The organism is Qipengyuania sp. MTN3-11, assembly GCF_042851825.1.
Lineage (GTDB): Bacteria > Pseudomonadota > Alphaproteobacteria > Sphingomonadales > Sphingomonadaceae > Qipengyuania.
On the sequence record NZ_BTGM01000002.1, the window covers coordinates 699463 to 712917 of the forward strand.

At 65.2% G+C, this 13455-nt stretch carries 14 protein-coding genes; 8 read left to right on the forward strand and 6 right to left on the reverse strand.

All coding sequences use genetic code 11. The annotated features are described in order from the left end of the window. Positions 1 to 831: 831 nt before the first annotated feature. From ACGHN1_RS10695 to ACGHN1_RS10715, 5 genes are all read left to right on the forward strand, one after another. Entirely contained in the window at positions 832 to 1056 is a 225-nt protein-coding gene (locus ACGHN1_RS10695) for an XRE family transcriptional regulator (protein WP_008601437.1), read from the forward strand. 75 nt (positions 1057 to 1131) lie between these two features. Further along, positions 1132 to 2313: a type II toxin-antitoxin system HipA family toxin gene (locus ACGHN1_RS10700; RefSeq protein ID WP_390550858.1), complete on the forward strand. Its 1182-nt coding sequence runs from the start codon at positions 1132 to 1134 to the stop codon at positions 2311 to 2313. Between the two features lie 227 nt (positions 2314 to 2540). After that, positions 2541 to 3215, forward strand: a complete 675-nt coding sequence (locus ACGHN1_RS10705) for an SDR family NAD(P)-dependent oxidoreductase (protein ID WP_390550859.1) — start codon at positions 2541 to 2543, stop codon at positions 3213 to 3215. A gap of 61 nt (positions 3216 to 3276) precedes the next feature. Beyond that, complete coding sequence (locus ACGHN1_RS10710) at positions 3277 to 3663, forward strand: DUF6152 family protein (protein ID WP_390550860.1); 387 nt, start codon at positions 3277 to 3279, stop codon at positions 3661 to 3663. Positions 3664 to 3668: 5 nt separating this feature from the next. Continuing rightward, the gene (locus ACGHN1_RS10715; protein WP_390550861.1) at positions 3669 to 4145 is read left to right on the forward strand and encodes a hypothetical protein; all 477 of its coding nucleotides are present in this window, start codon (positions 3669 to 3671) and stop codon (positions 4143 to 4145) included. Positions 4146 to 4154: 9 nt separating this feature from the next. Here ACGHN1_RS10715 and ACGHN1_RS10720 read toward each other — a convergent pair whose 3' ends face one another. Next, on the reverse strand, positions 4155 to 6416 hold the full coding sequence (locus ACGHN1_RS10720; RefSeq protein WP_390550862.1) for an NADP-dependent malic enzyme: 2262 nt from the start codon (positions 6414 to 6416) through the stop codon (positions 4155 to 4157). 204 nt (positions 6417 to 6620) lie between these two features. Here ACGHN1_RS10720 and mutS point away from each other — a divergent pair, with 204 nt between their 5' ends. Further along, a complete protein-coding gene (gene mutS / locus ACGHN1_RS10725) occupies positions 6621 to 9227 on the forward strand; it encodes a DNA mismatch repair protein MutS (protein WP_390550925.1) in 2607 nt (868 codons plus the stop codon). A gap of 47 nt (positions 9228 to 9274) precedes the next feature. Next, positions 9275 to 9685: a YidH family protein gene (locus tag ACGHN1_RS10730; RefSeq protein WP_390550863.1), complete on the forward strand. Its 411-nt coding sequence runs from the start codon at positions 9275 to 9277 to the stop codon at positions 9683 to 9685. Here ACGHN1_RS10730 and ACGHN1_RS10735 read toward each other — a convergent pair whose 3' ends face one another. From ACGHN1_RS10735 to gluQRS, 5 genes are read right to left on the reverse strand one after another with little or no spacing between them, the layout of a single operon-like run. Beyond that, positions 9686 to 10039: a hypothetical protein gene (locus ACGHN1_RS10735; RefSeq protein WP_390550864.1), complete on the reverse strand. Its 354-nt coding sequence runs from the start codon at positions 10037 to 10039 to the stop codon at positions 9686 to 9688. A 46-nt stretch (positions 10040 to 10085) separates the two neighbouring features. Continuing rightward, on the reverse strand, positions 10086 to 10958 hold the full coding sequence (locus tag ACGHN1_RS10740) for a 3-hydroxyacyl-CoA dehydrogenase NAD-binding domain-containing protein (RefSeq protein WP_390550865.1): 873 nt from the start codon (positions 10956 to 10958) through the stop codon (positions 10086 to 10088). A gap of 59 nt (positions 10959 to 11017) precedes the next feature. Then, positions 11018 to 11596: a cob(I)yrinic acid a,c-diamide adenosyltransferase gene (locus ACGHN1_RS10745; protein ID WP_390550866.1), complete on the reverse strand. Its 579-nt coding sequence runs from the start codon at positions 11594 to 11596 to the stop codon at positions 11018 to 11020. An 18-nt stretch (positions 11597 to 11614) separates the two neighbouring features. Next, positions 11615 to 11845 (reverse strand): hypothetical protein, encoded by a 231-nt coding sequence (locus tag ACGHN1_RS10750; protein ID WP_390550867.1) that lies wholly within the window; start codon positions 11843 to 11845, stop codon positions 11615 to 11617. Positions 11846 to 11850: 5 nt separating this feature from the next. Beyond that, complete coding sequence (gene gluQRS, locus ACGHN1_RS10755; RefSeq protein ID WP_390550868.1) at positions 11851 to 12687, reverse strand: tRNA glutamyl-Q(34) synthetase GluQRS; 837 nt, start codon at positions 12685 to 12687, stop codon at positions 11851 to 11853. Positions 12688 to 12845: 158 nt separating this feature from the next. Here gluQRS and ACGHN1_RS10760 point away from each other — a divergent pair, with 158 nt between their 5' ends. Continuing rightward, positions 12846 to 13454: an HNH endonuclease gene (locus ACGHN1_RS10760; protein WP_390550869.1), complete on the forward strand. Its 609-nt coding sequence runs from the start codon at positions 12846 to 12848 to the stop codon at positions 13452 to 13454. Position 13455 lies beyond the last annotated feature (1 nt).

The window sequence follows — 13455 nt, forward strand, 5'->3', positions numbered from 1 at the left end:
GCTCAGCCGCGAGGTATACCTATCTGCCGCGGCGGCTTCTCACTTGCGCCATTGATTCTTATTGCTGCCCCATGTCTGGGTCAGTTCAGATCATGTGATAACTTGCGCCCCCTATCGAGAATTTCGATCCGATCTTTCCTTCTGTAAAGCGCGTCGCGCCTTCGGAAGGTAGTCACGCCAAGTCCGCAGATGAGTGATATGGCTGATTTTTCTGGGCTTGCTCATTCCGGCCATCGCTGCAATCGCCATTCTGTCATGGCCGGCCTTACCTGCCTCACAAGCGAATAATGTCTTCGCGCGTTCGATTTCCTCGTCTGAATAATGCATTCGATGCTCCATCGGGTTGGACCTGCGAGAGCGTTCGAACGAAATTCGGCGAACCCTTTGCAGGGTCCGCCGGTTAACCTCCAACTGGAGGACGGGACCTCGGAATTCTTCCGAGGCTGTCGGCTTGTGCCGACATGCGTGACGTTTGCGATATAGTCGCCGAGACAATTCGTGCAACTGCACAGCGACTTTTGAAGTACAATGGTCAAGCCACGGCCTAGCGACCGCTCACCAGCGCCTCTCCACTCAGCCATGGCCATTGTAAGCCTCGTGCAGGAGGCGTTGAAGCATCTTCCTTCGGTAAATCTGCTTCAAGCGAAAGAGCAAAAAAACATGACATATCATTTCTATTTGCGGAATTTCGCATGATATGTCATATATCGGGCCATGCCCCGTTCGTCTCGAGCTGCTAGCGGACTACCGCCCCAGAGCCAACGTGCGATTACACGGCTAGGCAAGGATATCGCCCTTGCTCGCCGCCGGAGAAAACTTCCTCAGCGTTTAATGGCCGAGCGCATGATCGTCTCGGTTCAAACGCTGCAACGCCTCGAAGCGGGGGATCCTACCGTGGGCCTCGCGGTTCTGGCGAGCGCCCTGCATGTCCTTGGGATGACACAGCGCCTTGCCGAGCTGGTAACCCCAGACAGTGACCGGGCTGGCATCAGCGAGGATTTGTCCCGCCTGCCCCAAAAGACCCACGCTGTCAGCGACGATGATCTGGATTTCTAGCAAGCCGTGACGACCATCCGCACCTATGTCTTCGTGCATCTAGAGGAGGGGCCTGTTCCGGCAGGCCTTCTCACGATGACCGACGAACCGCGCAACCAGTTTGCTACCTTCGCTTACGGGCGGCGTTATCTGGAACGCACTGACCGTATTCCGGTCGATCCTGTAGCTCTACCGTTGCACGAAGCTGGAACTTCTCGAACGTTCAGGACGGAAGAAGGCTTTGCCGTGTTCGGTGGCATTCGGGATGCTGCTCCCGATGGCTGGGGCCAATACCTGATGTACAAGGCGATGGGCGATCGCTTGCCGAGCGAAATCGATCTCATTCTGGCCTCGGGCGAACATCGTGTAGGGGCGCTCGCCTTTGGGCCGACATCCGCCCAGCCGGAGAGAATTACGCCATGGGGGGGTGGCCCTGCTCCGGGCGAAGAGTTCACGCTCGCAGAGCTAGCGGAAGCCGCCGAACGCGCGCAGCATGTCGACGAACTCGACGAGAACTTAAGAGCCTTGCTGGCAGCCGGATCATCTCTGGGCGGCGCCCGGCCGAAGGCTGCTGCAAAAATCGGCGACCAACCCTGGATCGCGAAATTCCAGAAGCGGGGAGACAGCTTTCCCGAATGCAGGGTCGAACTAGCGACAATGCGGCTTGCCAGCGAGTGTGGTCTCGACGTTCCGCCACTCGACTTCCGCTGTGTCCTTGATCGCGACATCTATCTGATCGAGCGGTTCGATCGGATTCCTCACGGCAACTGGCTGGAACGCAGGCCCTTTGCTTCGGGGCTCACAATGCTCGGGGCGCATGAGAGCGAGGTCAGCAGCTTCAGCTATGCGGATCTCGCAGGAGCGATCCGGCAATTCGGAACCGAAGTGCGCCAGGATCTACATGAGCTATTTCGTCGAATGCTGCTCAATATCCTCGTCACGAATGATGATGATCACCTACGTAATCATGGCTTCCTGTTCGATGGTGAGGGTTGGCGGCTATCGCCGCTTTACGATGTAGTGCCGAAACCGCAGCTGGGACTGGAGCGACGGCTCGTCCTCGGCGTGGGGCCGGAAGGCCGCAATGCAACGATCGAGAATGCTCTCGCCGGTGCCGCGGTCTTCGACCTCAGCCATGATGACGCGAAAGCAATCGCCGAAAACATGAGCAGAACCGTAGCGACACGGTGGGAACAGCTGTTCACGGAGGCTGGGATAAGCGCGGCTGACCGCAAGCGTTTCGCAACCTGCTTCCGATTGGCAGCGCCTGCATCATGATCGCAATCGCAGAAATCCGTTCATGGCGGCGCGTGCTTACCAAATTTGGCATGGTGATTACCCGGTGATTGCTAGCCGAGAAAATGGGGATCAAAAAATGCCGATTTGTGATTGTATATCAGTCTATTATAATAGTATGACCACTAAGGTCTGGTATTTCCGCTTTCGGCGGCGGTGAGGCCGGAACCGAGGACCGGTCCTGACGTCCTTCAGACGAAGGAGTATCTATGGCGGACAAGAGCATTCTCATCATCGGCGCCTCGCGCGGGATCGGCCTCGGCCTGGCGAAGGCGTTCGCCGCACGCGGATGGCACGTCCATGCGACCGAGCGCGATCGCAGCGACGACCTCCATGCGGCGGCCGAGAACAATGTCATGACGGTCCACACCGCCGACGTCACTGATCCCAAGAGCTACGCCGGCCTCGGCCTCGACGAGGGCAGTCTCGATGTGATCCTGATCAATGCCGGGATCACCGGAGCCGACCATCAGGATGCGGCGAAGGCGACCGCCGAAGAGGTCGCACATGTCATGATGACCAATGCCTTCGGCCCCGCCCGCGCCGGCAAGGAACTGCTCCCGCTGATCAAGGATGGCGGAACGCTGGGCTTCACCACCTCGCTGATGGGCTCGATCGCCGATAGCTCGGGTGGCTACGACCTCTACCGCACCAGCAAGGCGGCGCAGAACATGCTTGCCAAGGGAACCGCCGAGCAGGATGCGCGCGGGCGCGACATCCAGGTCCTCTCGCTCCATCCCGGCTGGGTTCAGACCGACATGGGCGGCCCCGACGCCACGCTGACCATCGAGGAAAGCGTGACGGGCCTTGCCGATGTCATCGCCAGTGCGGGGGGCGGTGGCTATCGCTTTGTCGACTACAAGAATGCGGACCTTCCGTTCTGACCGGCCGCGGGCAGACAGCGGGCGGAATATCCGCTATGTCACGCGCACGAAGGAGAGTTCGATGAAGATCACCCGCAAGTTCGCAATCCTTGGCGCAGCGCTGACCTTGCCGGTCGCGGCGGCCGCACACCACGGCTGGAGCTGGACCGCGGACGAGGAGACTTGGCTGCGCGGCACGATCATCTCGATCAACTACGGCAATCCCCACGCCAGCCTGGAGCTGCGCGCCAGCAAGGGCGTCTGGGCCGTCGATCTCGCGCCGCCGTCGGCCGCCACCCGCGCCGGTTTCGTCGAAGGCGTGGCCAAGGCGGGCGACATCGCCCTGCTGACCGGGCACCGCTCGCGCGATCCCGACCAGCTGGCCTTCAAGGCCGAGACGATCACCGTCAACGGCAAGACCTACGACGTCTATCCTCGGCGGCCCAAGACCCTTACGCCGGGCAGCTGACCACGATGATCGAGGCGGGGCTCGCCGCGCTGGAGAACAGTGCGCTGGCCGAGCTCCTGCGCTCCTCGCAATATCTCTACCCGCTGGTCAACGCGGCGCACATCCTCGCGCTGGCGACGCTGTTCGGTTCGATCCTCGCGCTCGACCTCAGGCTGCTCGGGGCCTTTCGCACGGTGCCGCTCCTGCCGCTTGCTCAGGTGCTGCCCCGGGTCGCCGGGACCGGGCTTGCCTTCGCGGTGCTCACCGGGACGGCGCTGTTCAGCGTCCAGCCCCTCGACTACCTCGCGCATCCGGCAATGCCGGTGAAGCTGGTGCTGGTCGCTCTCGGGGCCGTGCACGCGCTCGCGGTCCATCGCTCACCGGCATGGCGCGGTCTCGTCGCTGGCGAAACAAGCGTTCCGGGCCGCCTGCGTCTGTCCGCAGCGATCTCGCTGGCGTGCTGGACCGCGGTGATCCTGTGCGGGCGGTTTCTGGCTTTCTAGCCGGCGGAGCTACCCCACCACGCCCGCGCTCGCCAGCACCGCCAGGGTCAGCAGATCCGGCGCGGTGGCGGTCATCGGTGCGATCTGCACCGGCTTTTCCGACCCGATCATCATCGGTCCGATCGTCGCATCGCCGCTCAGTTCGCGCAGCAGCTTGGCCGAAAGGTTCGCCGACTGCAGCCCCGGCATGATCAGCACGTTGGCCGGGCCCGAAAGCCGACTGAAGGGGTAGAGCTTCATCACCTTGGGATTGAGCGCGGCATCGGGCGCCATCTCGCCCTCGTATTCGAAGCCGGGATCCTGCGCATCGAGCAGCGCCACCGCGTCGCGGATGTTGCCCAGCCACTGGCCCGGGGGATTGCCGAAGGTCGAATAGGAGAGGAAGGCGACGCGCGGATCGTGCCCCATCCGCCGCGCCACGGCAGCGGTTTCGACCGCGATATGCGCGAGTTCCTCGGCGCTGGGACGCTCGTTGATCGTGGTGTCGGCGAGGAAGGTGGTGTGGTTCTTGCCGATGATCATGTGGATGCCGAAGGAGAGCGCGCCCGGCTTCGCGTCGATGACCCTGCCGATCTCGCGCGCGGTCTGGGCGAAGGTCCGGGTGAGCCCCGAGACCATCCCGTCGCCATGGCCCAGCGCCACGAGCAGCGCGGCGAAGACGTTGCGTTCCTGATTGACCATCCGCGCGACGTCGCGCTCGGTATAGCCGCGCCGCTGGAGGCGCTTGTAGAGGAAATCGTTCATCGCCGGGACCTTGTCCGACACCGCCGAATTCTCGATGATGAAGCTCGAGGGGTCGTCGACCGCGAGCTCTTCCAGCTTCTCCAGCACCTTTTCGGTGCGCCCGACCAGGATCGGGGTGCCGTAGCCGAAATCGCGGAACTGGATCGCGGCGCGCAAGGCGACGTCCTCCTCGCCCTCGGCGAAGACCATCCGCTTGGGATTGGCGCGAGCGAGCGCGTAGATGTTGGTGAGCGCCGAAGTCGTCGGGTTGAGCCGAGACTTCAGGCGGTGGGCATATTCGTCGAAATCCTCGATCCGCGCCTTGGCGACGCCCGAATCCATCGCCGCCTTGGCGACGGCGGAGGACACCACCTCGATCAGCCGCGGATCGAAGGGCGCGGGGATGATGTAATCGGTCCCGAATTGCGGGTTGGTGCCGTAGGCGGCCGCGACCTCTTCGGGCACGCGATCGCGCGCCAGCTTGGCGATGGCCTCGGCGGCGGCAATCTTCATCTCCTCGTTGATCGCGGTCGCCTGCACGTCGAGCGCCCCGCGGAAGATGAAGGGAAAGCCGAGGACGTTGTTGACCTGGTTGGGAAAGTCGCTGCGGCCGGTGGCGACGATCGCGTCGGGACGCACGGCCTTGGCCGCGTCGGGCATGATCTCGGGCGTGGGATTGGCCATGGCGAAGATGATCGGCCGGTCCGCCATCCGCTTCACCCATTCGGGCTTTAGCGCGCCAGCGGCGCTGAGGCCGAGGAAAATGTCGGCCCCGACCAGAGCCTCTTCCAGGTTCCTGGCATCGGTGGGTGTCGCATGCGCGCTCTTCCACTGGTCGATGCCCTCGCGCTCGGGCGTTATCGGGCCCGAACGGTCGCACATGATGACGTTGTCGGGCCGCGCGCCCATCGCCTTGATCAGCGCGGTGCAGGCGATCGCCGCCGCGCCGGCGCCGTTGACCACCACCTTGACGTCCTTGATGTCGCGGCCGGTCAGATGACAGGCGTTGAGCAGGCCGGCGGCGGTGATGATCGCGGTGCCGTGCTGATCGTCGTGCATGATCGGGATGTTCATGCGTTCGCGCAGCGCCTGCTCGATGATGAAGCATTCGGGCGCGCCGATGTCTTCCAGGTTGATGCCGCCGAAGCTCGGCTCCATCAGCGCCACCGCCTCGATGAACTTGTCCGGATCTTCGGTGTCGAGTTCCAGATCGATCGCATCGACGTCGGCGAAGCGCTTGAACAGCACCGCCTTGCCTTCCATCACCGGCTTGGAGGCGAGCGCGCCGAGATTGCCCATGCCGAGGATCGCGGTGCCGTTGGAAATCACCGCGACGAGATTGGCCTTGGCGGTGTATTTGGCAGCATCGTCGGGGTTGTCGGCGATCGCCTGGACCGGAACGGCGACGCCCGGCGAATAGGCCAGGCTGAGGTCGCGCTGCGTCGCCATCGGTTTGGACGCGACGATCTCGATCTTACCGGGGCGCCCGGTCTCGTGATAGAAAAGCGCCTCGCGGTCGCTGAATCCGGAACGTTTCTGCTCGGCCATGATCATCCCCCTGCGCGACGATTCGCGTCCTAGCGCGGTGCAGCGATCCGGGAAAGCGCTGCTATGGTCGTGGGGGGGGGACGAGCCCGGTCCGTGCAGGGTCGCGCTGTTTCCACGGGCGAACGGTTCGGAACCGGTGACCCGGCGCCCTGGCTCGGCTAACCGGACGCCATGTCCACCGCGACGCCGTCCAAGCCAACTCCGATGATGGAGCAATACCTCGCGCTCAAGCGCGAGGCGGGCGATGCGCTGCTGTTCTACCGCATGGGCGATTTCTTCGAGCTGTTTTTCGAAGATGCGAAGGTTGCGGCGGGCGTGCTCGACATCGCGCTGACCAGCCGGGGCGAACACGACGGCGCGCCGGTGCCGATGTGCGGGGTACCGGTGCATTCGGCGGAGGGCTACCTGGCGCGGCTGATCAAGGGCGGCTGCCGCGTCGCCATCGCCGAACAGACCGAGACACCCGAGGAAGCGAAGGCACGGGCGAAGCGCGAGGGTACCCCGAGTTCCAAGGCGCTGGTCGCGCGCGACATCGTCCGCTTCGTCACCGCCGGGACGCTGACCGAAGAGGCGCTGCTCGATCCGCGCAGCGCCAATCTCCTGGCGGCGGTCGTTCCCCTTCGTGACAGCGTGGGGATCGCCACCTGCGAAATCTCGACCGGGCGCATGGAGCTCGAGGAATGCGCGCCGGAAGCCCTCGACGCCGCGCTGGCGCGGATCGGCGCGCGCGAGATCGTCGTGCCCGAGGATTGGGAGGATCGGCCCGAAGGTGCGACGATGCGCGCCCGCTCCGATTTCCGCAGCGAGGACGGGGAAGCGCGGCTCAAGACGATCCACGGACTGGCGACGCTCGACGGGCTGGGCAATTTCTCGCGGCCGATGCTGGCGGCGGCGGGCGGGCTGATCGCCTATCTCGACCACGCCGGGCGCGGCACCCTGCCCTTCCTGCTGCCGCCCGTGGCCCGCAGCGGGGCGGCGCATCTGGCGATGGATGCCGCGACCCGCGCCAGCCTGGAAATCTGCGAAACACAGAGCGGCGCCCGCCAGGGCAGCCTGCTCGCCTGCGTCGACCGCTGTTCGACCGGTGCCGGATCGCGGCAATTGGCGGAAGACCTCTGCGCCCCGCTCGGCGATCGGGAAGCGATCGGGGCACGCCATGCCGCGGTGCAGCGGTTCCATCGCGACCCGCTGCTGCGCGCCGACCTGCGTTCCGCCCTGCGCGGCGTGCCCGACATCGGTCGCGCGTTGGGCCGGATCGTCGCCGGGCGCGGTAGCCCACGCGATCTCGGCCAGGTTCGCGACGGGCTGAACCAGGCGCGCCGGCTGCGCGACTCGTTGCGCAGAGCGGGGGACCTGCCCGATCTGCTCGCGCGGATGGGCGAGGCGTTGGGCGGGCACGGCGCGCTGACGGACCTGCTCGACCGCGCGCTGGTCCCCTCGCCGCCGACCGAGCGGCAGCAGGGCGGCTTCATCGCGCCCGGCTACGACCACGCGCTGGACGACCTGCGCGAGACCAGCGGCAACGCCCGCAAGGCCATCGCCGCGCTCGAAGCGAGATACCGCGCCGATACCGAGACGCCATCGCTCAAGATCAAGCACAACAAGGTGCTCGGCTATTTCATCGAAGTGCCGGCCAAACACGGCGACCGGCTGATGGCGGCCGACAGCGGCTTCACCCACCGCCAGACCATGGCCGGCGCGGTGCGGTTCAATTCGCTGGGCCTGCACGAGGAAGCGACCCGCATCGCCGAGGCTGGCGCGCATGCACTGGCGGCGGAGGATTCGCATTTCGAGGAGTTGACCGGCGAAGTGGTGTCCCGCCGCGAGGCGATCGCCGCCACAGCCGCGGCGCTGGCGCGGATCGACGTCTGCGCCGCCCTCGCCGAGCGCGCTGCCGAGGGCGACTGGTGCCGCCCCGAAATGCTCGAGGAAGCCTGTCTCGAGGTGACCGGCGGCCGCCATCCGGTGGTCGAGGCGGCGCTGGCGAAATCGGGCGAACGCTTCGTCGCCAACGACTGCCGGCTGGGACCCGAAGACCGGCTGTGGCTGATCGGCGGGCCCAACATGGGCGGCAAATCGACCTTCCTGCGCCAGAACGCGCTCATCGTGCTCCTCGCCCAGGCCGGCAGTTTCGTCCCCGCCCAGGCCGCGCGGATCGGCATGGTCGACCGGTTGTTCAGCCGCGTCGGCGCGAGCGATAATCTGGCGCGCGGCCGTTCGACCTTCATGGTCGAGATGGTCGAAACCGCCGCCATCCTGCGCCAGGCGACGGATCGCAGCTTCGTGATTCTCGACGAGGTCGGGCGGGGAACCTCGACCTACGACGGAATGGCGCTCGCCTGGGCGGTGGTCGAGGCGGTGCATACGACGCTCGGCTGCCGCTGCCTGTTCGCGACGCATTACCACGAGCTCTCCCGCCTCGCCGACAGCTGCGAGGCGCTGAGCCTGCACCATGTCCGCGCGCGCGAATGGAAGGGAGCGCTGGTGCTGCTGCACGAGCTTGCCCGGGGGGCCGCCGACCGCAGCTACGGACTTTCGGTGGCGAAGCTGGCGGGCGTTCCGGAACCGGTGGTGAAGCGCGCCAGAGCGGTGCTCGACAAGCTCGAGAAGGGCCGATCGGAAACCGGCGGGCTCGCCGCCGGGCTGGGAGACCTTCCCCTCTTCGCCGCCAGCACGAGGATCGAGGAGAAACCAGTCGATGTTCTGGGCGAAAGGCTGCGCACGATCGATCTGGACGCTTTGACGCCGCGCGAAGCGCTCGCGCTTCTCTACGAACTGAAACGCGAAGCGACCGAACCGCGATCCGACTGACATCGGTGGGTTACGGAACCGCGCGGCGCCGTCTCCGCTGTTGGGGGATGGCGCAGGACGATCCTCCCGAAGATGTCGACAATTCGACCCATTGGGCCGAGCTGCGGACCGACCTCGCCGAGGATCGCAACATCATGGCGATGGAACGGACCTTCGCCGGATGGATGCGCACCGCCTTCGCGGCAATCGGGATCGGTCTGGGTTTCAAGGCGGTGTTCGGTGCCTTCGATCCGCCGTGGCTGGCGAAGGCGATCGCCACGCTCTTCATCCTTGCCGGCGGTTGGCTGGCGATCACCGCGCAGCGGCGCGCCTGCCATACGCTCGACAAGCTGAGCGCACACAAGTTCGAGGCCATACCTTCCCCGAACTTTCGCGTGCTCGCCTATGCCGTGGCGGCGGGTTCGCTGCTTCTTACCGCCGGCCTCTGGGTGCTCAACGACGGCAGTCTTGCCGGCTGATCAGCTGCCGTCGCCCCGCAGTCCGTCGGGCTTGTGGCCCTTGCCGTATTTGTCGACATTGTCGTCATGATTGGGCTCGCCGCGATAGGCGTCCATGTCGACCCGGCCCGAACTTTCCATGTCGCGCATGTGATCGACCGTGTCCTGCGTCGAATCGCCCATCAAACCGCTCTCGTTTTCGCCCTTGGTGCTTTCGGTGGGCGAAGTGTTGGTTTCGGTGGTGCCGCGCGCCTGCTCGGCCACTTCCTGCGCCTGCGAGCGATGGTCGTCCTGCTCGTCGTTGTGCGTTTCCGGCGCGAGACCGGACTGGCGCATTTCCTGGCTCTCGGGCTTGGAATTCTTGTCGTCGGACATTGGTATTCTCCTTTGGCCGATCAACGGCCCGGCCCCCGCGCCGTTCCTAGCGGGTAGGGACCGGTTCCTCGCCGGAATAGTCGTAGAAGCCGCGCCCGGACTTGCGGCCGAGCCAGCCGGCCTCGACATATTTCACCAGCAGCGGCGCCGGCCGGTACTTCGCGTCGCGGGTGGTCTTGTAGAGCACCATGATGATGTCGAGGCAGGTGTCGAGCCCGACGAAATCGGCGAGCTGCAACGGCCCCATCGGATGGTTGAGGCCGAGCCGGCAGCCCTTGTCGATATCCTCGATCCCCGCGGTCGACTGGCCGAGCACGAACACCGCCTCGTTGATCATCGGCAGCAGGATGCGGTTGACCACGAAGCCGGGCTCGTCCTGCGAGAGCACGACCTGCTTGCCGAGACCTTCGGCGAAGGCGGTGATGCGGTCGGTGGTCGCCTGCGCGGTGGCGAGGCCGGGGATCACCTCGATCAGCCCCATCACCGGCACCGGATTGAAGAAGTGCAACCCGATGAAGCGCGCGGGATCGGGCGCGTAATTCGCCATCCGGGTGATCGGGATCGAACTGGTGTTCGACGCCATGATGGCATCCGGCGCCAGCACCTTGCCGGCCTTTTCGAAGATCGCCTGCTTGATCGGCTCCTTCTCGGTCGCCGCCTCGATGATGAGGTCGGCATCCTTCATCGGCGCATAGTCGGCGACCGGAGTGATCCGCGAAAGCGTGGCCTCGGCATCGGCGATCTCTATCTTGCCGCGTCCGACCAGCTTGCCGAGCGCCTTGTCGATCCCGGCGTGGGCTTTCTCGGCGGTGGCGAGGTCGACATCGGCGAGTATCACCGCCTTGCCGTGTGCCGCCACGGTCTGCGCAATGCCGGAGCCCATCTGCCCCGCCCCGATCACCGCCACCGTCTCGATCATGCTCGCTTCCTTCGCACTTGCAGCAAAGACGCGGCCCTAACGGGCAACACGGGGAGTGGCTAGCGGTTCTTGCCCGGAATCCATGTCACATCGCGCGAACCATCGTCGTTGGCGATCCGGGCGAGCACGAAGAGATAGTCGGACAAGCGGTTGACGTAGGCGAGCGCCTGCGGGTTGGTCGGAGCGGTTTCGGCCAGCGCAGTGACGCTGCGCTCGGCTCGGCGGACGGAAGCGCGCGCGACATGCAGGCGGGCCGCAGCCTCGCTGCCGCCCGGAAGCACGAAGCTGGTCAGCGGTTCGAGCCGGGTGTTGAGCGCATCGATGGCACGTTCGAGCCATTCGACCTGTGCCGAGATCAACCGGAGCTCCATTTCGCCGGGTGCAAAATCAGCGTCCGGACCGGCGGGTGTCGCGAGATCGGCACCCAGATCGAAGAGATCGTTCTGGATGCGATAGAGCGCCTCGGCATGCTCGCTGTCGGTCAGCGCCGCCGCGGCGAGACCGAGCGCCGAGTTCGCCTCGTCCACCGCGCCGATCGCTTCCATCCGCGGCGCATGCTTGGCGAGGCGCGAGCCGTCGACGAGCCCGGTCGAGCCGTCGTCGCCGGTGCGGGTGTAAATCTTGTTGAGCTTGACCATGGCCGCGCGCTAGCGGCGTTACTGCGAAATCGCCAGAATGATCGCCACCACCACGATCGCCAGCGCCTGATACTTGATGCGGTTGAACATCATCTTGTTCTGCAGCAGCTGCATGTCGGTCGCGGTCTCGCCCTTGCCGGTTTCGAGATCGACCTTGGTGGTCTTGAGGAAGGCGACAACGCCGCGCACCAGCGAAAACACCGTCAGCGCGACGAGGAGGACGAGAACGAGGATCAGGAAGGTGGTCATGGCCCCTACGATGTAGGGGCCGAAAGCGAAATGTCATCCGGAAATCGGTGCAAGCGCAATTGCTCGGCGAGTAAGCGGCCGTCTTCCCCCGCCGCGCGCCGATCCGCGAGCGACGGCGAATTGCGGCTTTTCGCGAGCTTGTTCCCGCTGCGGTCGAGCAGCAATTCGTGATGGTGCCAGCGCGGCACCGGAAGCCCGAGCAGTTCCTGGAGGACCCGGTGAACATGGGTCGCATGGAACAGGTCGCGTCCGCGCGTCACCAGCGTGACCCCGTCCGCCGCATCGTCGAGCGTGGCGGCAAGATGATAGCTCGCCGGTGCATCCTTGCGCACCAGCACGACATCGCCGAATTCGCGCGGATCGGCCGGGTGCGACCCGGCCATCGCGTCCGACCACACGACCTCGCCGACCTGCGCCACGGCCTTGTCCATGTCGAGCCGGAGCGCGGCGGGCTTTCCGGGATCGAGCAGCCGGCCCTTGCAGGTGCCGGGATAGATCGCCCCATCGTCCCCCATGCGCGGACGCGCGGCCTCGATCTCGGTGCGCGTGCAGGTGCAGGGAAACAGCAGCCCCTGCTCCAGCAGCAGCTCGGTCGCGGCGCGGTAGGTTTCGAGGCGGCTCGATTGCGCGGGCACGTCTTCCCATTCGAGCCCCAGCCATTCGAGATCGCGGCGGAATTCGTCCGCCAGTTCGGGGCGCGAACGCGGTCCGTCGATATCCTCGATCCGCAGCAGGAACCGCCCCCCCTTGTCGCGCGCGAGGTCGTGCGCGGTGACCGCTGAGAAGGCATGGCCGAGGTGGAGCGAGCCATTGGGACTGGGGGCGAAGCGGGTGACGATCATCGAGGCGGCGATAGACAATGGTGCGCGAATGTCGCGACTCGCGGGACAAGCTTGTGGATAGGCTGTCTGTAACAGGCTTGACGCTTTAGGTTGCAAGTGCATTTTCGCAGATGTCGGGGAGGGACGCGAAACGGTGTCGAACCTGAGTGTGAAGCAGAATGTTTAGGGCGGATCTGCTCGAACGGGCGGCGCGCTTCCGCAGCGCGGAGGAGGATCCGGCGCGCAGGCTGGAGAGCTGTCCCAGCCTGGTGCTCAACGCCGACTATACCCCGCTGTCCTATTATCCGCTCAGCCTGTGGCCGTGGCAGACGGCGATCAAGGCGATCTTCCTCGACCGGGTGGTGGTGATCGAAAGCTACGACCGCCACGTCCATTCGCCCAGCCTAGACATGAAGATCCCGAGCGTGATCGCGCTCAAGCAATACGTCCGCCCGAGCGAGTTTCCCGCCTTCACTCGCTTCAACGTATTCCTGCGCGATCGCTTTTCCTGCCAGTTCTGCGGCGACATGAAGAACCTGACCTTCGACCATGTCGTCCCCCGCCGGCTGGGCGGACGAACGACATGGGAAAACATCGCCACAGCCTGCGCCCCCTGCAACATGAAGAAGGGGGGGCGCACGCCGAAACAGGCGGGCATGCAGCTCTATGCCGAACCGATCCGGCCGACGCACTGGCAGTTGCAGCAACACGGCAAGCAGTTCCCGCCGAACTACCTCCACGAAACCTGGCGCGACTGGCTCTACTGGGACATCGAGCTGGAGGCCTGAG